The 24,169-nt window shown below is 68.6% G+C and carries 26 protein-coding genes; 17 read left to right on the forward strand and 9 right to left on the reverse strand.

Features of this window, described 5'->3' with window-relative positions:
• The first annotated feature begins 48 nt into the window (after positions 1-48).
• From BST10_RS06950 to BST10_RS06980, 7 genes are all read left to right on the forward strand, one after another.
• Complete coding sequence (locus BST10_RS06950) at positions 49-873, forward strand: mycofactocin-coupled SDR family oxidoreductase (protein WP_083037212.1); 825 nt, start codon at positions 49-51, stop codon at positions 871-873.
• A gap of 34 nt (positions 874-907) precedes the next feature.
• Entirely contained in the window at positions 908-2,086 is a 1,179-nt protein-coding gene (locus BST10_RS06955) for an NAD(P)/FAD-dependent oxidoreductase (protein ID WP_371869074.1), read from the forward strand.
• A gap of 91 nt (positions 2,087-2,177) precedes the next feature.
• On the forward strand, positions 2,178-3,218 hold the full coding sequence (locus tag BST10_RS06960; RefSeq protein ID WP_083037214.1) for a phosphotransferase family protein: 1,041 nt from the start codon (positions 2,178-2,180) through the stop codon (positions 3,216-3,218).
• A gap of 1 nt (position 3,219) precedes the next feature.
• A complete protein-coding gene (locus BST10_RS06965) occupies positions 3,220-3,978 on the forward strand; it encodes an SDR family NAD(P)-dependent oxidoreductase (protein ID WP_083037215.1) in 759 nt (252 codons plus the stop codon).
• Positions 3,979-4,000: 22 nt separating this feature from the next.
• Entirely contained in the window at positions 4,001-5,299 is a 1,299-nt protein-coding gene (locus BST10_RS06970) for an acyl-CoA dehydrogenase family protein (protein WP_083037216.1), read from the forward strand.
• Entirely contained in the window at positions 5,296-5,895 is a 600-nt protein-coding gene (locus tag BST10_RS06975; RefSeq protein WP_083037217.1) for a TetR/AcrR family transcriptional regulator, read from the forward strand. Before BST10_RS06970 ends, BST10_RS06975 begins: the two co-directional genes overlap by 4 nt.
• Entirely contained in the window at positions 5,895-6,863 is a 969-nt protein-coding gene (locus BST10_RS06980; RefSeq protein ID WP_083037218.1) for an NADPH:quinone oxidoreductase family protein, read from the forward strand. The genes BST10_RS06975 and BST10_RS06980 overlap by 1 nt, the downstream gene beginning before the upstream one ends.
• Here BST10_RS06980 and BST10_RS06985 read toward each other — a convergent pair.
• Positions 6,850-7,239: a lipocalin-like domain-containing protein gene (locus BST10_RS06985; protein ID WP_083037219.1), complete on the reverse strand. Its 390-nt coding sequence runs from the start codon at positions 7,237-7,239 to the stop codon at positions 6,850-6,852. The two genes, BST10_RS06980 and BST10_RS06985, sit on opposite strands and share 14 nt — an antisense overlap.
• The gene (locus BST10_RS06990; RefSeq protein WP_083037333.1) at positions 7,239-8,735 is read right to left on the reverse strand and encodes an acyl-CoA carboxylase subunit beta; all 1,497 of its coding nucleotides are present in this window, start codon (positions 8,733-8,735) and stop codon (positions 7,239-7,241) included. The genes BST10_RS06985 and BST10_RS06990 overlap by 1 nt, the downstream gene beginning before the upstream one ends.
• 120 nt (positions 8,736-8,855) lie before the next feature.
• Here BST10_RS06990 and BST10_RS06995 point away from each other — a divergent pair, with 120 nt between their 5' ends.
• From BST10_RS06995 to BST10_RS07030, 8 genes are all read left to right on the forward strand, one after another.
• Complete coding sequence (locus tag BST10_RS06995; RefSeq protein WP_083037334.1) at positions 8,856-10,022, forward strand: phosphotransferase family protein; 1,167 nt, start codon at positions 8,856-8,858, stop codon at positions 10,020-10,022.
• Between the two features lie 38 nt (positions 10,023-10,060).
• On the forward strand, positions 10,061-10,888 hold the full coding sequence (locus BST10_RS07000) for an enoyl-CoA hydratase/isomerase family protein (RefSeq protein ID WP_083037220.1): 828 nt from the start codon (positions 10,061-10,063) through the stop codon (positions 10,886-10,888).
• Positions 10,889-11,013: 125 nt separating this feature from the next.
• Positions 11,014-11,820: an MlaE family ABC transporter permease gene (locus tag BST10_RS07005; protein ID WP_013827652.1), complete on the forward strand. Its 807-nt coding sequence runs from the start codon at positions 11,014-11,016 to the stop codon at positions 11,818-11,820.
• 3 nt (positions 11,821-11,823) lie between these two features.
• Positions 11,824-12,678, forward strand: coding sequence for an MlaE family ABC transporter permease (locus BST10_RS07010; RefSeq protein ID WP_083037221.1), 855 nt, complete (start codon positions 11,824-11,826; stop codon positions 12,676-12,678).
• A gap of 79 nt (positions 12,679-12,757) precedes the next feature.
• Positions 12,758-14,335, forward strand: coding sequence for a methylmalonyl-CoA mutase family protein (locus BST10_RS07015; RefSeq protein WP_041317075.1), 1,578 nt, complete (start codon positions 12,758-12,760; stop codon positions 14,333-14,335).
• 23 nt (positions 14,336-14,358) lie between these two features.
• Positions 14,359-14,760 (forward strand): cobalamin B12-binding domain-containing protein, encoded by a 402-nt coding sequence (locus tag BST10_RS07020; RefSeq protein ID WP_013827655.1) that lies wholly within the window; start codon positions 14,359-14,361, stop codon positions 14,758-14,760.
• Between the two features lies 1 nt (position 14,761).
• Positions 14,762-15,718 carry an LLM class F420-dependent oxidoreductase gene (locus tag BST10_RS07025; protein ID WP_041317080.1) on the forward strand — a complete coding sequence of 319 codons (957 nt, stop codon included), beginning with the start codon at positions 14,762-14,764 and terminating at the stop codon, positions 15,716-15,718.
• Entirely contained in the window at positions 15,715-16,737 is a 1,023-nt protein-coding gene (locus tag BST10_RS07030; RefSeq protein WP_083037222.1) for a CaiB/BaiF CoA transferase family protein, read from the forward strand. Before BST10_RS07025 ends, BST10_RS07030 begins: the two co-directional genes overlap by 4 nt.
• 50 nt (positions 16,738-16,787) lie before the next feature.
• Here the strand turns inward: BST10_RS07030 and BST10_RS07035 are convergent, their stop codons facing one another.
• The 5 genes from BST10_RS07035 to BST10_RS07055 all read right to left on the reverse strand — a co-directional run bounded on the left by BST10_RS07035 (position 16,788) and on the right by BST10_RS07055 (position 19,978).
• Positions 16,788-17,195, reverse strand: a complete 408-nt coding sequence (locus tag BST10_RS07035) for a type II toxin-antitoxin system VapC family toxin (protein WP_041317083.1) — start codon at positions 17,193-17,195, stop codon at positions 16,788-16,790.
• Between the two features lie 10 nt (positions 17,196-17,205).
• Positions 17,206-17,436: a FitA-like ribbon-helix-helix domain-containing protein gene (locus BST10_RS07040; protein WP_083037223.1), complete on the reverse strand. Its 231-nt coding sequence runs from the start codon at positions 17,434-17,436 to the stop codon at positions 17,206-17,208.
• A 62-nt stretch (positions 17,437-17,498) separates the two neighbouring features.
• Entirely contained in the window at positions 17,499-18,653 is a 1,155-nt protein-coding gene (locus BST10_RS07045) for a thiolase family protein (RefSeq protein WP_013827660.1), read from the reverse strand.
• Positions 18,654-18,666: 13 nt separating this feature from the next.
• Positions 18,667-19,083: a Zn-ribbon domain-containing OB-fold protein gene (locus BST10_RS07050; protein ID WP_013827661.1), complete on the reverse strand. Its 417-nt coding sequence runs from the start codon at positions 19,081-19,083 to the stop codon at positions 18,667-18,669.
• Between the two features lie 244 nt (positions 19,084-19,327).
• The gene (locus tag BST10_RS07055) at positions 19,328-19,978 is read right to left on the reverse strand and encodes a TetR/AcrR family transcriptional regulator (protein WP_013827662.1); all 651 of its coding nucleotides are present in this window, start codon (positions 19,976-19,978) and stop codon (positions 19,328-19,330) included.
• 174 nt (positions 19,979-20,152) lie between these two features.
• On the opposite strand from BST10_RS07055, the gene BST10_RS07060 reads away from it, so the two are divergent.
• Together BST10_RS07060 and BST10_RS07065 are read left to right on the forward strand one after the other, a co-directional pair.
• Positions 20,153-20,935, forward strand: coding sequence for an enoyl-CoA hydratase (locus BST10_RS07060; protein WP_013827663.1), 783 nt, complete (start codon positions 20,153-20,155; stop codon positions 20,933-20,935).
• 68 nt (positions 20,936-21,003) lie between these two features.
• Positions 21,004-21,912, forward strand: coding sequence for a macrolide 2'-phosphotransferase (locus BST10_RS07065; RefSeq protein WP_083037224.1), 909 nt, complete (start codon positions 21,004-21,006; stop codon positions 21,910-21,912).
• Here the strand turns inward: BST10_RS07065 and BST10_RS07070 are convergent.
• Together BST10_RS07070 and BST10_RS07075 are read right to left on the reverse strand one after the other, a co-directional pair.
• Complete coding sequence (locus tag BST10_RS07070) at positions 21,909-23,399, reverse strand: AMP-binding protein (protein ID WP_083037225.1); 1,491 nt, start codon at positions 23,397-23,399, stop codon at positions 21,909-21,911. The genes BST10_RS07065 and BST10_RS07070 overlap by 4 nt on opposite strands.
• A complete protein-coding gene (locus tag BST10_RS07075) occupies positions 23,396-24,169 on the reverse strand; it encodes an SDR family NAD(P)-dependent oxidoreductase (protein WP_083037226.1) in 774 nt (257 codons plus the stop codon). The genes BST10_RS07070 and BST10_RS07075 overlap by 4 nt, the downstream gene beginning before the upstream one ends.

Consider the following 24,169-nt stretch of genomic DNA (forward strand, 5'->3'; position numbering starts at 1 on the left):
GGTCCGCAGACGGTAGAACACGTTCTAATTGCTGCTAGCCTGAAGCCCGTGAACGCTAACGGGACTTTGCAGGGCAAGGTGGCATTGGTCACCGGCGCGGCGCGCGGTCAGGGCCGGGCGCACGCGATCCGGTTGGCGGCCGAGGGTGCCGACATCATCGCCGCGGACATCTGCGCGCCGGCATCGGAGTGCATCACCTATCCGGCCGCCACGCCCGACGACCTCGCCGAGATGGTCCGCGGGGTCGAAGCGCAGGGCCGCAAGGTGCTGGCCCGCTCGCTCGACGTCCGCGACGACGGCGCGCTGCGTGCCCTGGTCGCCGACGGGGTGGAGCAGTTCGGCCGGCTCGACGTCGTGGTGGCCAACGCCGGGGTGTTGAGCTGGGGCCGGCTCTGGGAGCTCACCGACGAGCAGTGGAACACCGTCATCGACGTCAACCTGACCGGCACCTGGCGCACCATCCGCGCCGCGGTGCCGGCGATGATCGAGGCCGGCAACGGCGGGTCGATCGTGATCGTCAGCTCCTCGGCCGGATTGAAGGCCACGCCCGGCAACGGCCACTACGCGGCGTCCAAGTACGGCCTGGTGGCTTTGACCAACACCCTGGCGCTGGAGGTCGGCGAGCACGGGATCCGGGTCAACTCCATTCACCCCTACTCGGTGGACACCCCGATGATCGAGCCGCAGGTGATGGCCAAGATCTTCGGCGAGCACCCCGACTTCCTGCACGCCTTCCCCCCGATGCCGTTGCGTCCCAACGGTTTCATGAGCTCCGAAGAGGTCGCCGAGGTGGTCGTCTGGCTGGCCGGTGAGGGTTCGGGAGTCCTGACGGGTGTGCAGATCCCGGTCGACAAGGGCGCTTTGAAATACTGAGCGCTCTGCTGGGACCACAACTAGGGGGATCGACGTGCCCGAACACGGGATCGTCATCGTCGGCGGCGGCCTGGCCGCCGTGCGTACCGCCGAGGAGCTCCGACGCGAGGAGTACACCGGGCCGATCACGATCGTCTCCGATGAGACCCGATTGCCGTATGACCGGCCGCCGCTGACCAAGGAGGTGCTGCGCGGCGAACGCGAGGACACCACCTTGGAGCCGGCGGAGTTCTACGCCGGCCACGACATCGACCTGCGGCTGGGCTGCGGCGCACGCAGCGTCGACACCGCGAACCAGACGGTGACGCTGGCCGATGGCACCGTGCTGAGCTACGACCAGCTCGTCATCGCCACCGGACTGGTGCCGCGCCGCATCGCGAGCTTCCGCGACCTGGACGGCATCCGGGTGGTCCGCTCCTTCGAAGACAGCCTGGCGCTGCGCGGCGACGCGGCCGCTGCCCGGCGCGCGGTGGTGATCGGCGCGGGATTCATCGGCTGCGAGGCGGCGGCGAGCCTGCGCAAGCTGGGAGTCGACGTGGTGCTCGTCGAGCCGCAACCCTCCCCGCTGGCCACGGTGCTCGGTGAGCAGATCGGCGAACTGGTGGCGCGGCTGCACCGGGCCAACGGCGTCGACGTCCGCAGCGGTATCGGCGTTGCCGAGGTTCGCGGCGACGGGCGGGTCGAGACCGTCGTGCTCGCCGACGGCACCGAACTGCCGGCCGACCTGGTGGTGCTCGGTGTCGGCTCGCTTCCGGCGACCGGGTGGCTGGACGGCTGTGGTGTCGACGTCGAAAACGGGGTGCTGTGCGACCGGACCGGGCGCACCAGCGCGCCCAACGTGTGGGCCGTGGGCGACGTCGCGTTCTGGCGGGGCCGCGACGGGCATGAGGTGCGGGTGGAGCACTGGAGCAACGTCGTCACCCAGGTGCGGGTGATGGTGCCGACGATGCTGGGCCGCGAGTCGCTGCACGACGTGACGGTGCCGCCGTACTTCTGGAGCGACCAGTACGACGTCAAGATCCAGTGTCTGGGCGAACCGGCGGCCACCGACACCGTGCACCTGGTCGAGGACGACGGCCACAAGTTCCTGGCCTACTACGAGCGCGACGGCGCGGTCTCGGGTGTCGTCGGGGCCGGCCGACCGGGCAAGGTGATGGGAGCGCGGGCCAAGATCGCCGCCGGTGCCCCGATCGCCGAGCTGCTCAACTCCTGACCGCAGCAGCAGTCCCCGCGCAATCGCGGGCAGCCCTTCCGTTTTCCGCGGAGAACGGTATTCTCCATTTGGAGATTGAAAGGTGCGGCCGATGGATGCTGGACAAGGAACCCTGCTCGACGCGGTGGCGCTGGGCCGCTGGCTCGACGCCAACGGTGCCCCCGGAGATGGCGAGACCCCGACGCTGGAACCGCTGACCGGCGGCTCGCAGAACACCCTCTACCGGCTGCGACGGGCCGATGCCACGATGGTGCTGCGGATGCCGGGGGCGCGGGCCGACACCGCCCGCATCGACGGTCTGCGGCGCGAGATCCGGCTGGTGCGCGCGCTGGCGGGCACCGATGTGCCGCACGCGCAGCTGATCGCCGCCGACGAGGTCGGTGAGTTGCTCGGCCTGCCGTTCTACGTGATGGCAGAGGTCGACGGCTGGAACTCGACCGGCAACGCCTGGCCGGCACCGTTCGATGAGGACCTGAGCGCCCGCCGCGGCCTGGCCTTCGAGCTGGTCGAGGGCGCCGCCAAGCTCGGCCGGGTCGACTGGCGGGCCCGCGGCCTGGAAGGCTTCGGACGCCCCGACGGATTCCACGAACGCCAGGTCGACCGCTGGCTGGCGTTCCTGGACAGCTACCGGGTGCGCGAGCTGCCGGGCTTGGACGACGCCTCGGACTGGTTGCGGCGCAACCGCCCCGACCACTACACCCCGGGCATCATGCACGGCGACTACCAGTTCGCCAACGTGATGTACGCGCACGGCGCCCCGGCGAAACTGGTCGCGATCATCGACTGGGAGATGACCACCATCGGCGACCCGCTGCTGGACCTGGCCTGGGCGCTGCTCGGCTATGACGGCGAGAATCCGCGCACCCAAGGCTATTACGCCGACCTGGCCGGCATGCCGACCCGCAGTGAACTGCTCGAGCATTACGAGAAGATCAGCGGACTGTCCACGGAGCACATCGACTACTACCTGGTGCTGGCCAACTGGAAACTCGGGATCGTGCTGGAGAAGACCTACGCCGCCTCGGTCACCGGCGACCGGGTCGACCCGCAGGTCGCCGCCGCGATGGGCCCGATGATCCCGCAGTTGATCGCCACCGCGGCCGAACTGGCCCGCTCGTCCACGGGAGCCTGACATGGGATATGCCGACGGAGTGTTCGACCTGACCGACCGGGTGGTGCTGGTCACCGGTGGCAGCCGCGGTCTGGGCCGCGAGATGGCGCTGGCCGCCGCCCACTGCGGCGCGGACGTGGTGATCGCCAGCCGCAAACTCGACGCGTGCCAGGCCACCGCCGCCGAGATCGAGGCTGCGACGGGGCGCGCCGCCATGCCGTACGCGGTGCACGTCGGGCGCTGGGATCAGCTCGACGGCTTGGTCGACGCGGCCTATGAGCGGTTCGGCCGGGTCGACGTGCTGGTCAACAATGCCGGCATGTCGCCGGTGTACGACAAGCAGACCGACGTCACCGAGAAGATGTTCGACGCGGTGGTCAACCTCAACCTCAAGGGGCCGTTCCGGCTCTCGGCCCTGGTCGGTGAACGCATGGTGGCCGCCGGCCGGGGCTCGATCATCAACGTCAGCACCCACGGCTCGCTGCGCCCGCATCCGTCGTTCATCCCCTACGCCGCATCCAAAGCCGGACTCAACGCCATGACCGAAGCGCTGGCCCAGGCGTACGGGCCGGCCGTGCGGGTCAACACCTTGATGCCGGGGCCGTTCCTGACCGACATCTCCAAGGCGTGGAACTTCGGCGAGGCTAACCCGTTCGGTCACTTCGCCCTGCAACGTGCCGGCCAGCCTAACGAGATCGTCGGCGCAGCACTGTTTTTGATGTCGGATGCATCCAGCTACACCACTGCCTCGATACTGCGGGCCGACGGCGGCCCGCCCTGATCGAGCGACGAAAGGAGCGGACATGGCGTGGGATTTCTCCACCGAACCGGAGTTCGAGGCGAAACTCGACTGGATCCGGGAGTTCGTGCGCGACGAGGTCGAACCACTTGAGGTGCTGTTCCCGGGCTGCGAATATCTGCCGCTGAACGACGAACGGCGCCGCATCGTCGACCCACTCAAAGACCGGGTGCGCGAGCAGGGACTGTGGGCCCCGCACCTGGGTCCCGAACTCGGCGGGCAGGGCTTCGGCGCGGTCAAACTGACCCTGATCAACGAGATCCTGGGCCGGTCGAGCTGGGCGCCGATCGTGTTCGGCACCCAGGCCCCCGACACCGGCAACGCCGAGATCCTGGCCCGGTTCGGCACCGCCGACCAAAAGGACGAGTATCTGGCCGGGTTGCTGTCCGGCGAGATCTTCTCCTGCTTCTCGATGACCGAACCGCAGGGCGGCGCCGACCCGCGGGTGTTCACCACCAAGGCGGTGCGCGACGGCGACGAGTGGGTGATCACCGGCCGAAAGTACTTCTCCTCCAACGCCTCGGTGGCATCGTTCTTCATCGTGGTCGCCATCACCGACCCGGACGTGCCGGTGCACCGCGGCGCGTCGACGTTCCTGATCCCGGCCGGCACGCCGGGGCTGGTCGTCGAGGCCACCCACCACCTGGTGGGTTCACATCCGCATGAGGCCGGGCATTCGCTGGTGCGTTACGACGACGTGCGGGTGCCGGCCGAGGCGATCCTCGGCGAGCCGGGCCAAGGGTTCCTGATTCTGCAGAACCGGCTGGCCGGCGGGCGGCTGCATCACGCCATGCGCTCGATCGGGGTGGCGCAACGCGCCATCGACATGATGGCCCGCCGCGCCAAGAGCCGCTTCACCCAGGGCAGTTCACTGGCCGACAAGCAGCTGGTGCAGGAATTCATCGCCGACTCCTACGCCGAGCTGGTGCCCTTCCGGTTGACGGTGCTGCACGCCGCCTGGCTGATCGACACCGCCGGCGAGCATGCCGCCCGCGCCGAGATCGGGGTGTGCAAGATCCTGGCGTCGCAGGTACTGAAGTCGATCGGGTTGCGCGCCATCCAGGTTCACGGCGCGATGGGGCTGACCGAGCAGCTCCCACTGGTGAACGTGCTGCTGGGCGGGGTGGCACTCGGGCTGGCCGACGGGCCCACCGAGGCGCACAAGGTCAACCTGGCGCGGCTACTGCTCAAAGGCTATGAGGCCGAGGACCCGGAGTGGCCCAGCGAATTCCTGGACAACCGCATCGAGGCCGCCCGCGCCAAGTACGGCCACCTGGTCGACCGGGTCCCCGCGCTGCCATGACCACACGTGTCGATGCCGCGGTGCACCGCGCGCTCGACCTGCGCGAGCAGCAGGCGACCGCCGAGGTGGAACGCATCCTGGCGGCCGCGGTGACGGTGCTGGCGCGGGTGGCGCCCGAAGAGCCGCGGGTGTCGGACATCGTCGCCGAGGCCGGATCGTCGAACAAGGCGTTCTACCGCTACTTCACCGGCAAGGACGAACTCTTTCAGGCGGTGATGGAGCGCGGCGTCGCGATCGTCGTCTCCTATCTGGAGCACCAATTGGCCAAGGAGGCCACGCCGGCCGGCAAGGTGGCCGCCTGGATCCGCGGTACGGTGGCGCAGGTGTCGGACCCGCATCTGCTGAGCCTGAGCCGTGCCGCCAGCACCCAATTGTCGGCCACCGGGGTCTCCGATGATGAGATCCTGGCGCCGCTGCGCGATCTGCTCACCGAACCGGTGGCGGCACTTGGGGGTCGCGATCCGAGCCGGGACGCGGATATCGTTTTCACCTGCACACTGGCCGCCATGCGCCGCTACCTGGGCGGCGCCGCCCAGGCCAAGCGGGCCGATGTCGACCATCTGGTGGCGTTCTGTCTACGTGGACTGGGAGTTTGATGCGCGCGATCGTTTGCCAGCAGTACGGCCCGCCGGAAGACCTGGTGCTCCAAGAGCTTCCGGACCCCATACCCGGACCCGGCACGATGGTGGTGCGGGTGCGGGCCGCGGCGGTCAACTTCCCCGACGTGCTGCTGATCGACGGCAAGTATCAGCTGAAGATCCCGACGCCGTTCACACCCGGCAGCGAACTGGCCGGCGACGTGATCGCGGCCGGCGACGGCGTGCCGTTCGGTCCCGGCGACCGGGTGGTCGGCACCTCGTTCGTGGGTGCTTTCGCCGAGCAGGCGTTGCTTCCGGCGGCGTCGGTGACCGCGATCCCCGACGGCATCGACTACGCCGCCGCGGCCGGATTCGGCGTCACGTACCGCACCGCGTATCACGCGCTGCGTTCGATCGCCCAAGTGTCGCAAGGGGATTGGGTGGTGGTGCTCGGCGCGGCCGGCGGTGTCGGGCTGGCCGCGGTCGAGCTGGGAGTGGCGCTGGGCGCGCGGGTGCTGGCCGCCGCGTCCAGCCCGGAGAAGCTCGCGGTGTGCACCGAACGCGGTGCCGAAGCCGTGATCGACTACGACCGGGAGGACCTCAAGGCCCGCATCCGTGAGATCACCGGCGACGGCGCGCAGGCGGTGCTCGACCCGGTCGGCGGGCGCTATGCCGAACCGGCGTTGCGCAGCCTGGCCCGCGGCGGCCGCTTCGTCACGCTCGGTTACGCCGCCGGGTCCATCCCGGCGATCCCGCTGAACCTGGTGATGCTCAAGGGCATCACCGTGCAGGGCATGGAGATCCGGACCTTCGCCGACGACCACCCGGACGACAACGAGCGCGACCTGGCCGAGCTCGCCGAGCTGTTCGCCGGCGGCCGGGTGAGCCCCTACATCGGGGCCCGTTTTCCGTTGGCCGAGACCGCGGCGGCGCTGCGCTACGTGGCCGACCGCAAGGCGATCGGCAAGGTCATCATCGACGTCTGACCCACACCAGCGTGTTGTGGCTGGCCACACCGTCGTTGGTGGTGGTCGCCGACAGGGTCAGCCGGTCGCCGTCCACGCCGGCCTGACGCAACTGCGGCTGTGCGAGCAACTCCGGCAGCGTCGACATGCTCACCAGATGGTGCACGGTCGCGGTGTCCTCGTCGACCCGGAACCGGCCGCCGTAGGCGATGTACTGGTGCAGCGCCGCATCGGCGCCCGAAGCGAGCTGCGCGGACATATAACCGTCGCCGGTGTAGAGGATCAGGCCACGCGGCGCCGAGCCCATCGGGTACGACACCGCCCCGGTGTCCACATCGCGGGATTCCATCGACGACAACTCCCAGCCGCCCAGGATCGCATCGCGCAAGGTGCCCATCACGGCATGATGACGGTTCGGGTCACCGGCTCGGCGGCGGCCTGCCGGCTGCAAAGACCGCGCCGCAGCGCACTCAACAGCGCATCGCGGGTTTCCCGCGGATCGATGAGCTCGTCGAAGCCGAGTTGTTTGGCGGAGTGATAGGACGCCTGCAGCTCGGTGTCGCGTAGCTTGGCTGCCAGATCCTCGCCGGCGTGCGTGGCCGAGCTGAGTGCGGCCGCACTCATCGCCCCCATGGTCGCCCCGGGATAGGCGAATGTCGCGACCTGCGAGTCGAATCCGAGCAGCGACATCACCATGGAACCGAAGCCGTAGGCCTTGCGCAGCGTCAGATGCAGCTTCAGCGTGGTGGCCGCGGTCTGGGCGGCGAACATCCGCGCGCCGGCGCGCAGCACACCGCTGCGTTCTGAACGGCTGCCGGGCAGCATGCCGGGGTTGTCCGCCAGGAACACGATCGGCAGGTGGAACGAATCGGCCACGGTGATGAAGTGCGCGGCCTTGTCCGCGGCGTCGGCGTCGATCGACCCCGCCAGCACCTTCGGCTGGTTGGCGACCACCGCAACCGGATGGCCACCCAGGTGGGCCAGTGCGCAGATGATCGCCTGCCCGAACCGCGGCTGTACCTCGAACCAGTCGGGTGTGTCGAAGATGACGTCAAGCACCGCGCGCATGTCGTAGACGCGGCGGTTGTCGCGCGAGACGATGTCGAGCAGCTCCGGGGTGGGCCGGGCATGCCCGGCCGCCTCGTCGGGCAGCGGTGCCGGGTATGACCAGGCGCTCGACGGGAAGTAGGACAGGTATCGGCGGATGTCGTCGAGCACCGCCGCGTCGTCGTCGGCGAAATTGTGGATGACACCACTGGTCAGGGCGACGTCGGGGCCACCCAGTTCCTCCTTCGAGATTTCTTCGCCCGTCGACTCTTTGACCACCGGGGGGCCGGCGGTGAAGATCGCGCCGTGTGGGCTCATGATCCGGAAGTCACAGACCGGGCCGACCAGGGCGCCGTGCCCGGCCGACGGGCCCAGCACCGCGGCGACGGTCGGCACCTTGCCCGAGCACTGCGCCTGGGCCAGCAGGTCGGTCGGGGTACGCCCGTAATGCTCGCCGGTGGGGCGGAATCCGGCGCCCTCCAGCAGCATCACCAATGGGATCTTGTCGCGCAGCGCCAACTCGGCGATGCGGTAGCGCTTGGCGTTGCCACCGGGTCCGATGCTGCCCGCCAGCGTGGTGAAATCCTCCGCGCCCACCATCACCGGGGAGCCGTTGATCTCCCCGGACCCGACCACGATGCCGTCGGCGGCGATCTCGCCGCCCACCATGGTGCCCAGTTCGCGGAACGTTCCCGGATCGAGCAGGCGCCCGATCCGGGCGCGCGCGTCGAGCTTGCCCTTGCCGCGGTGCTTGGCCACCCGTTCGGAGCCGCCCATGGCGTGCGTGTGCTGACGTCGACGGTCCAGATCCTCCAGCGTCTCCTGCCAGCCCTGGGCGTTCGTCATCTGCGAAGTCTCCATTCGTTGACCATACTGAAATTCTTACTGTAACGTCTCCCAGCATGGCTGGAAGTGGTTGCCGGGACGGACTTCGGGTATGAGTTCTGTTGCGCCGGAGTGCGGCCGGTGACTTCGGGTACTTCGGTTCCGCGGTACCCGCACGACGTGACCAGCGAGTGGCTTTCGGAGGTGTTGAGTGCCCGGGGCGAGCCGGTCGAGGTGGCTTCGGTCGACGTCGTCCCGGTCGGCACCGGCCAGACCGGGGCCACCTACCGGGTGACGGCCCGCTATGCCGGCGGTTCGGCGATGCTGGCCGGAGTCGGCCCCCGGGCCGGCGAAGGCGAGGGGAAGCCGGGACCGCCGCATGAACCCGACAACCCCGGCGAGCTACCCGGCACCTTCGTGATCAAACTCCCGGCCGGCGACGACGCCGTCCGCGATCGTGTCGTGCTGGGCTACCGCAGTGAGTGCGCCTTCTACCAAGACGTCGCCGACCGCGTCCGGATACCGATTCCGGAGTGCTTCCACTGCGAAATCAATGCTGATGCAACCGAATACGCATTGCTGCTCGCCGATCGCGCACCCGCGGCACAGGGCGATCAGATCGCGGGATGCGATGAGCAACAGGCGCGGCTGGCGGTGACCGCGCTGGCCGGACTGCACGCGCCCACCTGGTGCGGCGAGGAGTGGCTGACGTTCCCCGGTCTGGCGATGACCCAGTTGGACGAGGCCGGCGCCAAGGGCATGGGCGACATCGCCCGGATGTGCGCCGACACCACCGTGGACCGGCTCGGCGGCCAACTCGGCGACGCCGACTGTGAGACGTTGACGGCCGCACTGGGTCTGATCACGCCGTGGGTGTCGGCACCGCTCGGCCGGTTCGCGCTGATCCACGGGGATTACCGGCTGGACAACATGCTGTTCAGCCCGGACGAAAAGCAGATCTGGGTGGTCGATTGGCAGACGCTGGGTGTCGGGCTGGCGGCCCGGGATCTGGCGTACTTCACCGCGACGAGCCTGCGGCCCGAGCTGCGGTCGGCGATCGAGGCTGATCTGGTCGCGGCCTACCACGACGCGCTGCTAGGCCACGGGGTGACCGATTATGACCGGGAAACCTGTTGGCAGGACTATCGGTTCGGAATGTTGCAGGCCCCGCTGATCTGCGCGTTCGGGCTGGTCTTCGCGACCGGCACCGACCGCGGCGACGACATGTTCGTCACCATGCTGCGACGGGCCTGTCAGGCGATCCGCGACCTGGGCTCCCTGGAGTTGGTGCGAGAACTGACCGGGTGATCATCCCGGTGCATGCAGAGAAGGAGAGGTCGGCGGGTATGGGCGCTGCAGGGCAGGGGCCGTCAGGGCCCCCCGAGGGTGACTGGCTCGGAACGCCGTTCCTGTCGTTTCGGCGCGAGGGGCCGATCGCGGTGTGCACGCTGGACCGCCCCGAGGCCCGCAACGCGATGACGCCCGCGATGTACTTCGGGATTCGTTACGCGGTCGGCCGGGTCAACGAGGACCCCGAGCTGGCCGGGTTGCTGATCACCGGCACCGGCGACGTGTTCGCGCCGGGTGGTGACATGGGCGGCGGCGGGGGGGATGACTGGATCACCTTCGGCTCTGCGCTCGGCATGGACGTCACCCCGTTCGATGCGGTACGCACCTCGGTCAAACCGGTCGTCGCCGCGGTCAACGGCCTGTGTCAGGGCGGCGGGCTGCAGATCGCGTTGTGCAGCGACGTCGCGGTGGTCAGCGATCGGGCGACGTTCCGGGTGCCCGAGCTGTTCCGCGGTATCGCCGACACCTACTACAGCCAGATGCTGGCGCGGGTCATCGGGCCGGTCCGGACCCGCGACCTGATGTTCACCGGTCGCACGTTCGGCGCCCAGGAGGCACTGGACTGGGGCATGGTGGCCCGGGTGGTCCCGCATGACGACCTGCTCGGCGCGGCGCGTGACGTGCTGGCGCAGTGCTGCCGGACGGCGCCGGCCGCGCGCGCGGTGGTCAAGGCCAGTCTGGACTCCTACATCGGGTTGTTCGACCGGATCGGGATGAGCACCAGCCTGCGCGCACCGGAGGCCGTCGAGGGCTTCCGATCGTTCAAAGAGCGCCGGTCTCCGGACTGGGTGCATCCCGACTTGCGGGTCGACGGACGACTATAGATGAGCCGTTTGCTCTAAATGAGAATGCGTGTGCAAAAAAACTAGAAGCAGCTATCGCACAAACCTTGAATCGGATAGTATCCACTCGCGCCATCCCACGAGTGTTCTTAAAGGAGCCTGCCGTTATGGGGATCAAGGACCTGACCTCGTGGTCCCCGCAGCTGGCGATCGGGCGGCTGTCGGAGCCGATGCAGGCGGTCGGGGGGCTTTTCGCCATGACCGTGGATGCGGTGCGCTTCTTGTTCAAGCGCCCGTTTCAGGGGCGGGAGTTCCTCGAGCAGTCCTGGTTCGTCGCCCGGGTGTCCCTGGCGCCCACCTTGCTGGTGGCGATTCCCTTCACGGTGCTGGTCAGCTTCATCCTGAACATCCTGCTGCGTGAGCTCGGCGCGGCGGACCTCTCCGGTGCCGGCGCTGCGTTCGGGGCGGTCACCCAGGTCGGGCCGATGGTGACGGTGTTGATCGTGGCCGGGGCCGGCGCCACCGCCATGTGCGCCGACCTGGGCTCGCGCACCATCCGCGAAGAGATCGACGCCATGGAGGTGCTGGGCATCAACCCGGTGCAGCGGCTGGTGACGCCGCGCATGCTGGCCGCCGGGCTGGTGGCGCTGTTGCTCAACAGCCTGGTGGTCATCATCGGCATCCTCGGCGGCTACGTGTTCTCGGTCTTCGTCCAAGACGTCAACCCGGGCGCGTTCGCGGCCGGCATCACCTTGCTGACCGGGGTGCCCGAGCTGATCATCTCCTGCATCAAGGCGGCGCTGTTCGGCCTGATCGCCGGCATGGTCGCCTGCTACCGCGGCCTGACGATCTCCGGCGGCGGCGCCAAGGCCGTCGGCAACGCCGTCAACGAGACGGTGGTGTACGCGTTCATGTCGTTGTTCGTCGTCAACGTGGTGGTCACCGCGATCGGCATCAAGATGACGGCGCGCTGAGCCGTGGCGCTTCGGGCTCTGCAGGCGGTCTATCCGGGGGTAACCCGGCAGGTTCGGCGACCCATCGCAGCGCTGGGCCGGCTCGGTGACCACACGCTGTTCTACGGCAGGGCGATCGCCACGGCGCCGTTCGCGTTCACCCATTACCGCCGGGAGGTCGTCCGGCTGATCGCCGAGATCAGCATGGGCACCGGGACGCTGGCGATGATCGGCGGCACCGTGGTGATCGTCGGCTTCCTGACCCTGGCGGCCGGCGGCACCCTGGCGGTGCAGGGTTACAGCTCGCTGGGCAACATCGGCATCGAGGCGCTGACCGGGTTCCTGGCGGCGTTCATCAACGTCCGGATCTCGGCCCCGGTGGTCGCCGGCATCGGGCTGGCGGCCACCTTCGGCGCCGGGGTGACGGCGCAGTTGGGCGCGATGCGCATCAACGAGGAGATCGACGCGCTGGAATCGATGGCGATCCGCCCGATCGCCTACCTGGTCAGCACCCGCATCGTCGCCGGACTGGTCGCCATCACACCGCTGTACTCCATCGCGGTGATCCTGTCGTTTATCGCCAGCCGCTTCACCACGGTCTTTCTGTTCGGGCAGTCGGCCGGCCTGTACGACCACTACTTCCGGACCTTCCTGAACCCCATCGACCTGCTGTGGTCGTTCCTGCAGGCCTTCCTGATGGCGGTCACCATCTTGTTGATCCACACCTATTTCGGCTACTTCGCCGCGGGGGGCCCGGCCGGGGTCGGCGTCGCGGTGGGCAACGCGGTGCGGACGTCGCTGGTGGTCGTCGTCTCGGTGACGCTGCTGGTGTCGCTGTCGGTCTACGGCGCCAGCGGCAACTTCAACCTGGCCGGATAGCCGTGGCGGCGGCCGTCAGCCGGTCACGCGGCCGTGATGGTATTGGCATTCTCATTTTTTGCAAGTACCGTATCCATCGATGAACGACCCAGTGCAGACCTCCTCGGGAATCCCGTTGAAACCGGTGTACGGGCCGGACGACCGTCGCGTCGAACCGGCAGCACCGGGGACCTACCCGTTCACCCGGGGCAACTTCGAGTCCGGCTACCGCGGCCGGCTCTGGACGTTTCGGCAGTACTCCGGTTTCGGTACCGCCGAGGAGTCCAACCGGCGCTACCGCTACCTGCTGGAGCAGGGCGGCACCGGCCTGTCGGTCGCGTTGGACCTACCCACCCAATGCGGGTATGACTCCGATGACCCCGAGGTCGGCGAGGAGGTCGGCCGCGTCGGCGTGGCCGTCGACACCCTCGCCGACGCCGAGATCCTGTTCGACTCGATCCCGCTGGACAAGATCAGTACCAGCTTCACCATCAACGGGACCGCCGCGATCCTGCTCGCGTTCTACGTGGCCGCCGCCGAACGCAAGGGCGTCCCGCGGGCCAAGCTCACCGGCACCATCCAGAACGACATCCTCAAGGAGTACGCCTCCCGCGGCACCTGGATCTGGCCACCGGAGCCGTCGCTGCGACTGATCGCCGACACCATCGAGTTCTGCGCCGCCGAGGTGCCGCGCTTCAACGCGATCTCGGTGGCCGGTGCGCACTTCCGCGACGCCGGCGCCAACGCCGTCCAGGAGATGGCGTTCACACTGGCCGACGGCGTCACCTACTGCGACACCGTGGTGGAGCGCGGGCGGATGACCATCGACCAGTTCGCCCCGCAGGTGTCATTCTTCTTCTACACCCACGGCGACTTCTTCGAGGAGGTCGCCAAATACCGGGCGGGACGGCGCCGCTGGGCCACCATCGTCCGCGAGCGCTACGGCGCGAGCAGCGACAAGGCGTCGATGTTCCGGTTCGGCTGCGTCGCCGGCGGTGCCTCGCTGTTCGCCCCGCAGGCCCAGAACAACCTGGTGCGGGTGGCCTACGAATCGATGGCCGCGGTACTGGGCGGGGTGCAGTCGATGTTCACCGCGGCCTGGGACGAGCCGTTCGCGCTGCCCAGCGAGGAGTCCGCCACCCTGGCCCTGCGCACCCAGCAGATCCTGGCCTACGAGACGGGCGTGACCCGGGTGGCCGACCCGCTCGGCGGCTCCTACTTCGTCGAAGCGCTCACCGACGCCACCGAGGAGCGCATCATCGAGATCATGGACGACCTGGAGCGCCACGGCGGCATGGTGCGCGCCATCGAGGACGGCTATCTGCAGGGCCTGATCGCCGACGAGGCGTTCAAGATCCATCACGAGATCGAGTCGGGGGAGCGGCCGGTCGTCGGCGTCAACAAGTTCACCTCCGACGAGCCGCCACCGGAGATCGCCACCTACGAGCTCGACGCCGAGGGCCGCGACGTCCAACTCAAGCGACTGGCCCGGATCAAAGCCGAGCGGGACGCCGGCGACGTCGCCGCCAAGCTGGCAGCGCTGTCGCGCGCCGCGGAAGGCGACGACAACCTGATGCATTCCCTGATCGATTGCGCCAACGCCTACTGCACGGTGGGTGAGATGGTCTCGGCGCTCAAGGCGGTCTGGGGCGAGTTCCAGCAACCGGTGGTGTACTGATGACTGCTCCGCTCCCTTCGGCTGTGCCCCAGCGGGTTCTGGTCGCCAAGCCCGGCCTCGACGGCCACGACCGCGGTGCCAAGATCGTCGCGCGGACGCTGCGCGACGCCGGCTTCGAGGTCATCTACACCGGCATCCGGCAGCGTGTCGAGGACATCGTCGCGACCGCGCTGCAGGAGGACGTCGCGGTGGTGGGCTTGAGCATTCTGTCCGGCGCGCACGTTGCGCTGACCGCCCGCATCGTGGAGGCCCTGCGGGCCGCCGACGGCGGTGATATCGCGGTGGTGGTGGGCGGAACCATCCCGCAGTCCGACGTGGACAAGCTGTTGTCGCTGGGGGCGGCGGCGGTCTTTCCCACCGGAACGTCATTGGACGAGCTGGTGACCGGGGTTCGCCAGGTCATCGGCCATATGGAGGCCTCCTGACATGCGACTTGGGGTGATGATCGGCGCCGAGCGCGGCGACATGGCGCGCAAGGTCAAAAAACTGATCTCCGATATCGAGTGGGCCGATGAGGCGGGGCTGTCCACCGCGTGGATGCCGCAGGTGCCCGACGATTTCGATCTGCTGACCATGGTGACGCTGATGGCCTGCCACAGCAGCCGGATCGAACTCGGCACCGCCGTGGTGCCGTTGCAGGCTCAGCACCCGATTGCGTTGGCGCGCCAAGCGCTTTCGGTGCACGCCGTCTCCGGCGGCCGGCTGGCCCTGGGCGTCGGGCCGTCGCACCACTGGATCATCCGGGACATGCTCGGCCTGCCGTATGACAAGCCGGCCGCCTACACCCGCGACTACCTGCAGGTGCTCAACGCCGCCCTCGCCGGCCCGGGACCGGTGGACGTCGAGAACGACCACTTCACCGTGCACAACCCGACCGCACTGGGTGCCGAGACCAAGATGCCGGTGCTGGTGGCCGCGCTCGGTCCGGTGATGTTGCAGATCGCCGGCGAGCACGCGGACGGCACGTCGCTGTGGATGGCCGATGAGAAGGCGATCGCCGAGCACATCGCGCCGAAGATCAACAAGGCCGCGGCCGATGCGGGCAAGCCCGCACCGCGCATCGTCGCCGGTATCCCGGTCACGCTGTGCGCCAATTCCGAGATCGAGACCGCCAAAGAGCGCGCCAACCGGATCCTGGCCGAGGCCGAGACGTCGCCGAACTACCAGCGACTGCTCGACCGCGGCTCGGCCCGCGATGTCGGCGACCTGTGCGCGGCCGGCGACGAGGAGTCGATCCTGAAGCGGTTCCGCCAGTTCGCTGACGCCGGGGTGACCGACCTGTCGGTGCGGCTGCTGCCGATCGGCGACAACCGCGACGAGCTGATCGCCTCGAAGTACCGCACCCGCGAGGTGATCGCCGAGCTGGCCAAGGAGATTTCGTGAGCGGACCGCTGTCGGGGATCCGCATCCTCGAAGTGGGAGTGATGCTGGCCGGTCCGTACGCGACGATGCTGCTGGCCGATCTCGGGGCCGAGGTCATCAAGATCGAACCGCCGAGCGGGGAGATCTCCCGCCAGGTCGGCCCGAGCTACTTCGCCAGCCTCAACCGCAACAAGCGCAGCGTCCGGCTGGACCTGACCACCGACGCCGGGCAGGCGCGGCTGGGTGAGCTGGCCGCGGAATCCCATGCGCTGCTGGTGAATATGAAACCGTCGGTGATCAAGCGGTTGGGGCTCACTTATTCGGCACTGTCGCGCTTCAATCCGAAGATCGTCTGCGTGGCGCTGACCGGATTCGGGCTGGACGGCGGCGACGAGCCGGCGTTCGACTACGTGATCCAGGCGGCCACCGGGATCGCCGCGATGACCGGCGACCCGAACGGCCCGCCGACGCTGCCGGGCTATTCATCGGCGGACAACTCCACCGGCCTGGCGGCCGCCCTGGGTCTGCTGGCCCAGATCGTCAGTGGCCGCGGCGGCCAGGTCGAAGTGTCGCTGCTGGACGTGATGTTGTCCCAGCTGAACTACCGGGCGTCGGCCTGCCTCAACGACGGCGTCGAGCCGCAGCGGCATCCGCACGGCGCACACTCCTATTACGTTCCAGCCCAGCTATTTCCGACGGCAGCGGGCTATCTGGCGCTGTTCGTCACCCATGACGGATTCTGGAAGAGCTTTGCCACCGAAGCGGGTATCGACGGCTTCGCGACCATGGAGGAGCGGGCGTCCCGCCGCTCCGAAGTGCTGGCCGTGGTCACCGCCGCGCTGGCCGGCGACACCGCGGCGGGCTGGGAGCGGCGACTGCGACCGCTGGGGATCCCGGCGGCCGCCGTTCGCACGATGCCCGAAGCGCTCAAGGAATACCACCACGCGATCGTCACGGCTGGGGACTTCCGGTTGGTGGGCAGCCCGATTCGCGTCGCCGGCTACGAACCGGCATACCGGCCGCCGCCGGCGCTGGATTAGCCGGATGGTGGTCAGACCCCGGGACGAAGCTCGACGGGGGCACTGCTGCGCTATCGGAGCAGATCGATCTCCACCGGGATGCCGAGCTGGTCGGCAGCATCGACCAAGCGGCTGTCGATGGTGATCACGGCCGCGGAACGTTCCACCGCGACAGCGACATACAGGCCGTCGTAAATCGAGATGTTGTGCCGCCACGCCCAGGCGGTGCGCAGCAGCAGCGCGTCGGGAGGCACGTATTCGACGGCGAGTGCGGTTGCGGCCTCGGCAGCGGCTTCGGCGTCCGCAAGCTCCAATTGGTTGCGCAGTACGGCTTTGTGCAGGGTTCGCAGTACCTCGCCGGGCATATGAGCCGGTGCGAGCAACCCGTCGTCGCCGCTCAGAGCTGTGCGTGCCGCGTCGCCTTGGGGAGTGGCGCTTGTGAGTGCCAACACCAGCACGCCTGCGTCCACCACGATCACTGGCGGGACCTCATCCGTCGCGATCGGCGTGGATGACCGTTGCCACTTCCTCGGCCGTCATGGTGAGGCTGCGATGGCGAGCCAACGCCTCCAAGAGCTGGCGGTTGCGTTGCGCCTGGTATTCCCGCTCCAACAACGATCGCAGATAAGCCTGGGTGGACTGGCCGCGCGCTTCGGCGCGGGCCACTAGTGCGTCGCGGACTTCTTCAGGGACGTCTTTGATCTGTATTGCCACGGCCATAGCCCAACCTATCACATGCGCATGGCATGCGCATGCCGCCCGGGAGGTCCAGCTGTGGGTGCTCAGACCGAGACGATCGTCGCCGACGCGGTGCCCGGCGCCCCGTAGACCTGCGCGAACCCGACCTTCGGTTCGCCGGGCACTTGGCGGTCACCGGCCCGGCCGCGCAGCTGCACCACCAGCTCGTGCAGCTGGCGAAGTCCGGACGCGCCGATCGGCTCGCCGTTGGCGATCAGGCCGCCGTCGGTGTTGACCGGAAGCGATCCGGAGATCTCGGTGGCGCCGTCGGCGAGCAGCTTCTCCTGGTCGCCGTCGGCGCAGAAACCGCACTCGGCCATGTGGATGACCTCGGCGCCGGCGTCGGTGTCCTGCAGCTGGATCACGTCGACGTCTTCGGGTGCCACACCGGCCTTTTCGAACGCGGCGCGGGCCGCATACACCGTCGGTGCGACGTCTTCTTCGATCGGAGCCGACGTCCCGTGTACCTCGTAGGCGCCGAAGGTGCGGGTGCGGATCTCGGTGGCCTTCAGATACACCGGCTTGTCGGTGTAGCGGTGGGCGATGTCGGCACGGCACATCACGATGGCGGCGGCGCCCTCGTCCGGCGCACAGAACATGTACTGCGTCAGCGGGTAGTTCAGTACCGTCGAGTTGAGGATGGTGTCCTCAGGTATCGGTTTGCGCCGGAAGGCATTCGGGTTCAGCGCGCCGTTGCGGAAGTTCTTGGCGGCGACCTTGGCCAGCGTCTGCTGCGAGATGTTGTGCTTGTGCAGGTAGCGGTTGGCCTTCATGCCGAAGAACTTGGTGGTGACGAACTGACCGTTCTCGGCGTACCAGGCGGGCAGCGCCAGCTTGGCCGGGTCATCGGTGAACGCCCCGCGGGGGTGCTTGTCCATGCCGATCGCGATGCCGATGTCGTACTTGCCGGATCGGATGTTGTCGGCGCAGACCTGGGTGGCGGTGGCCGCCGTCGCGCAGGCGTTGAACACGTTGGTGAACGGGATGCCGGTGAGCCCGACCAGTCGGGTCACCGCGTCGGGGTTGGAGATCTCGTAGCTGCCGCCGACCCCGAACTGGATGTCGCGCCACTCGACACCGGCGTCGGCCAGCGCGGTGTGGATCGCCTCGGCGCCCATCTGCATCGCCGATTTGTCGAACCGGCCGAACGGGTGCAGGCCGACGCCGATGATCGCCACATCGTTGTTGGTTACCGTCATGTCGCAGGTCTCCTTAGACGGGCTGGAAGGCCCAGGTGAGAATCTCGGTTCCGTCGTCGTCGACGTAGAACGGCACCATGGTCAGTTCGACGTCCATCCCGAATTTCAGCTTGGCGGGATCGGATTCGGTCAGGCGGGCCTCGACCTGGATCACGTCGCCGAGCCGGATCAATCCGACGCCGAAGGGCGTGAAGCTCTCGGCGGTCTCGCCGCCGGCGTAGGGCAGCTTCGGCACGAAGCCCTGGGTGGTCCAGGCTTCCAGCGTGCCCTGCCGGGGCAGCAGCAGATCCTGCATGCGCGGGCCGCTGCAGCGCGGGCAGTGATCCTGCCGCGGCCACACCGTCGCCTCGCAGTCGTCGCATTGGCTGCCGACCAGGGCGAGGTTCTCGTCGGGCCAGTTGGTGACCTCGGGAGCCAGGACTTTACGCATGGGCGGCACCCGCCCGGTGACGGCACAATGTGGAAATCACATTCTCAATTAGAGCATATGACCATCTGGGAGGGAAGTCGATGCCGGCTTCGGGCGTCGCGCTGGCGGTCGTGCCGGGTGCGAGCGTGCGCAAACCCGGGAATTTCGGCGGCGTGTCGACCGGGGACGCGCACTGTCGCTGCGATAGCGGACGCGCACGGCCGCGGCGATAGCGGACGTGCACGGCCGCGGCGATAGGGGCGAGTCAGTTGGCGAGGCCGTGGGCGCAGAAGTCCCACACCTCGTCGGCGGTGATGGGATGGACGGCCGGGTCGTCGGATTCGCCGCTGGACTGCGCCACGAACATCACGGTCTGCATGGTCATCGCCGCCATGCGTCGCGCGTTGACGCCCTTCCGCAACTCGCCGGCCTGCTCGGCGGCCTCCATCAACTCGGTGAGCAGACTCAGCAGCGGGTTGAAGGCGACCCGGACCTCGGTGGGATGCGAAACCAGCAGCCGCGGTGCGAAATCGGTGAACAGCGGGCGCTTGGCCGACGGGTCCGGCCGGGACAGCTCGAAGAGCAACTCGACGGCGACCTTCAACCGCTGCAGTGGCTTGGTCTGGTCCTCGGTGGCGGCGCGGATCTGGTCGGCGGTCCGGCTCAGGGCGTCCTCGAACAGCGCCAGCAGCAACTCATGCTTGCCGTTGAATTGCAGGTAGAAGCTGCGCAGCGACTGCCGTGAGCGCTCCACGACCTCCTGGACGGTGAAGTCCGTGCTGCCCTTCTCGATGATGATGGCCTGGGCGGCGTCCAGAAATCGCTGGACGCGCTGGGCGGCGCGCAGCCGTGCGGTCTTGATCGATCGCTCGACCGCCCGCTGCTTCCAGACGGGCTCCTCTTCGGGGTTGCTCACCAGCGGCTCCGACCGTTGCCTTTTTGGGAGAACACGAATGCACCTTACCGGAGAATGCCGCCATATCGTGGGCGCCGATCGCGGCGGTGCCGTCCCGGCGGCGAAGATGGTAACTTTCCGAGAATGAGAAGCGGCTTCTCGTCGATTGCCGATCCCGCAACCCCAAGGACACTTATGTACATCGATTACGAGGTCGCCGACCGGATCGCGACGATCACGCTGAACCGGCCCGAGGCCGCCAACGCCCAGAACCCCGAGCTGCTCGACGAGCTCGACGCGGCCTGGACGCGCGCCGCCGACGACGACGATGTCGCCGTCATCGTGCTGCGGGCCAACGGCAAACACTTCTCGGCCGGCCACGACCTCAAAGGCGGCGGCCCGGTGCCGGACAAGATCACCCTGGAGTTCATCTACAAACACGAGTGCAAGCGCTACCTGGAGTACACGCTGCGGTGGCGCAACGTGCCCAAGCCGTCGATCGCCGCGGTGCAGGGCCGGTGCATCTCCGGTGGGCTGATGTTGTGCTGGCCGTGCGACCTGATCATCGCCGCCGATGACGCCCAGTTCTCCGACCCGGTGGTGCTGATGGGCATCGGCGGCGTCGAGTACCACGGGCACACCTGGGAACTGGGCCCGCGCAAAGCCAAGGAGATCCTGTTCACCGGTCGCGCGATGACCGCACAGGAAGTCGAGCAGACCGGGATGGTCAACAAGGTGGTGCCGCGCGACGAGCTCGACGCCGAGACCCGCCGGCTCGCCGAGCACATCGCCACCATGCCGTCCTTCGCGCTGCGGCAGGCCAAGCGGGCGGTGAACCAGACCCTGGATGTGCAGGGCTTCTACTCGGCGGTCCAGTCCGCCTTTGACATCCACGAGACCGGCCACGGCAATGCGCTGTCGGTATGCGGCTGGCCGGTGCTGGTCAACCTCGACGAGATGAAGTCGCAGGTCAAGTAGTCGGGACGAGCAGCCGGCAGACGGTAACCCAGCTGGATCTGTGCGACTTCCGGTGAAAACCTGGGGCCATGAGCACGATCGACGATGCCCTCGCCCTGGCGGCCTCCCACGGGTTGAACCTCGTCTCCCGGGGCGCCCGGGTGAACGACGCCGGCCTGGATTATCGGGTCGTGATGGCTTCCGACGAGGGCGGGCGCCGCTGGGTGCTGCGGCTGCCGCGGCGTGCGGACGTCGTGGCCGGGATGGCCGCCGAGGCCCGCGTCCTCGGCCTGGTGGGCCCGGTACTCGCCGCCGACGGGATCGCCGTCCCGGACTGGCGGATTAGTTCTCCGGAGCTGGTCGCCTACCCGGCCCTGACCGGTGCGCCGGGCCTGACCCTGAACGACGACGGCGGCCCGGACTGGCATATGGATCCCGCCAGTCCCGACTACGCGGTCCGCCTCGGCCGACTGCTGGCCCGGCTGCACTCCATCACCGGCGAGCAGGCCGCGGCCGCCGGGGTCGAGGTGCGCACGCCCGAGCAGGTCCGGCAGTCGTGGCGCGACGACATCGCGGAGGTGCGCTCGGAGTTCACCGTCGCGCCCGAGCTCGCCGAGGCCTGGCAGAGCTGGCTGGCCGATGACACCTGTTGGCCCGACCAGACCGTGATGACCCACGGCGAGATCTACCCCGCACACGTCCTCCTCGCCGAGGACGGCACCCTGGTCGGGCTGCTGGACTGGACCACCGCGCGCGTCGACGACCCCGCCCGCGACCTGGCCGCCCAGTACGGTGCCGCCGGCGAAGAGATGCTGCAGGCGACACTGGCGGCCTACGCGCAGGCTGGCGGCCAGGTGCGCCCGGGTCTGACGGCCCAGACCCGCCGGCTGTGGCACGCCGCTTCGATCGGTTATGCCCGGTACGCGCTGACCACCCGAGTCGAGGGCGATGTCGCGGCCGCGGCGGCGATGCTGAATCCTCGAAGCCGCCGCCGCTAATTTCCCGGCAGGGTTGCCATGTCGCCGGCCAGCGACCGCAGCTCGCGTTTGAGCACCTTGCCGTAGCTGTTCTTGGGCAACGCGGCGACGAACTCGTAGCGCTTGGGGCGCTTGAACCGGGCGATGCGTTCCAGCAGATGGGCGTCCAGTTCGGCCGCCGAGGCCTCGCCGACGATGAAGGCGACCACGATCTCGCCCCATTCGGCATCCGGTGCGCCCACCACGCCGGCCTCGACGACACCCGGGTGGTCCAGCAGCGCCTCTTCGACTTCGCGCGGATAGATGTTGCTGCCGCCGCTGATCACCACGTCCTTGGAACGGTCCCGCAACGTGAGAAACCCGCGTTCGTCGAAGCAGCCCTTGTCGCCGGTGAACAACCAGCCGTCCCTGATGGTCGCGGCGGTGGCTTCCGGGTCGTTCCAGTAGCCGCCCATCACCACGTCGCCGCGGCAGACGATCTCACCGACCTCGCCGACCGGCGCGGAGGTGCCGTCGTCGCGCAGCACCGAGACTTCCACTCCGGAGCGCGGATAGCCCACCGAGGCCAGCATCGCGTCGTCGCCGCTGTCGTGGTCGGCACGGCTCAGGCCGGTGATCGTCATCGGGGCCTCGCCCTGGCCGTAGAGCTGGGCGAATACCGGCCCGAACGCGGCCAGTGCGCGCTTGAGGTCCCCGAGGTACATCGGGCCGCCACCGTAGATGATGGTGCGCAGGTTGGGCGGCCGGTCGCGGCCGGTGGCCAGCAGCCGCGCCACCATGGTGGGCGCCAGAAACGCGGTGGCGCCGGGATGATGCCCGCACAGGTCGAGGAATTCGTCCGCGTCGAACGACCCCGATGCCGGTACCACCTGGCGGGCGCCGCGCAGCAGGTAGGGCGCGATGTACAGCCCGGAGCCGTGCGACATCGGGGCGCCGTGGATCAGGCTGCAGTCGGCGTCGGGGTCGTCGAGATCGGCCAGGTGCGCCACGGTCATCGCCACCAGGTTGCGGTGGGTGAGCATCGCCCCCTTCGAGCGCCCGGTGGTGCCGCTGGTGTAGAACAGCCACGCCAGCCGGCTCGGATCCGGATCCGGCGGCGCGGCCGGTTCGGTCTGGAACCGCTCCAGATATGCTGCGCTGCCGATGATCTCGATCCGAATGGGTACCGCGCCGGTCAGTCCGGCGGCGAGCGTCGGGGACGCGAAGGCCAGGTCGGCGCCCGCGTCGGAGATGATCTGGGCCATCTCGCGCGGGTGCAGTTTGTAGTTGAGCGGGACGACGACGCAGTCGGCCGCCCAGGTGGCGAACATCAGCTCGATGATCTCGGGCCGGTTCTCGCTGGCGATCACGATCCGTGCGCCCGGCCCATGCGCCCGCAGCGAAGTCGCCAATCGCCCTGCGCGGTCGGCCAATTCACGCCAGGTGTGCAGCAGGCGCTCACCGTGATACACCGCCCCCCGCTCGCCGAATCGGGCCGCGGCCTGATCCAGCAGCGTGAAGAGGTTCACGGCTGCACCCAGTGCGAGTCGAGCCCGAAGTCCGAGAGGTACTTGGTCGAACTCCAACCGCCGTCCACCACGATGGTCTGGCCGTTGATGAACGCGCCCGCCTCCGAACACAGGAAGGCGACGGTGTTGGCGATGTCGTCCACCCGGCCCAGCCGCGGATACGGCGTCATCTCGGTGTTGATCTTGCGGAAGCGCGGGTCGTCGAGGCGTTGTTCGACCATCGGCGTCACCGTGACGCCGGGGGCCACCGCGTTGCACCGGATGCCCTGTGCCCCGTACTGGCAGGCGATGTGGGTGGTCAGCGCGGTTAGCCCGCCCTTGGCTGCTGAGTACGCCCCGCCGCGCAACCCGCCGACCACGGCGAAGGTCGAGGTGACGTTGATGATCGCCGACCCGGGCCGCAGGTGGCCCAGCACCTCACGCGTCAGCCGGAACGGCGCCCGCAGCATCAGGTTCAGGAAGTGGTCGAGGGTGTCGTCGTCGGTGTCGTGCAGCGGCTTCGGGCTGCCGACGCCGGCATTGTTGATCAGATAGTCCACCCGGCCCCACCGGGCCAGCGCGGCATCGACGATCTGCTGCGGCGCGTCGGCCGCGGTGAGGTCGACGGCCAGCGTGGCGACCCGGTCCGGATCGTCGATCTCGGCGGTGAGCCCGGCCAGCCGATCGGTGTCGCGGCCGGTCCCCAGCACGGCCAGCCCGTCCGCGGCAAGCTTTGTGGCGCAGCCGAATCCGATTCCGCTGCTGGCGCCCGTCACGATCGCCACCTGCAT

The sequence above is a fragment of the Mycolicibacter algericus DSM 45454 genome, assembly GCF_002086455.1.
Taxonomy (GTDB): domain Bacteria; phylum Actinomycetota; class Actinomycetes; order Mycobacteriales; family Mycobacteriaceae; genus Mycobacterium; species Mycobacterium algericum.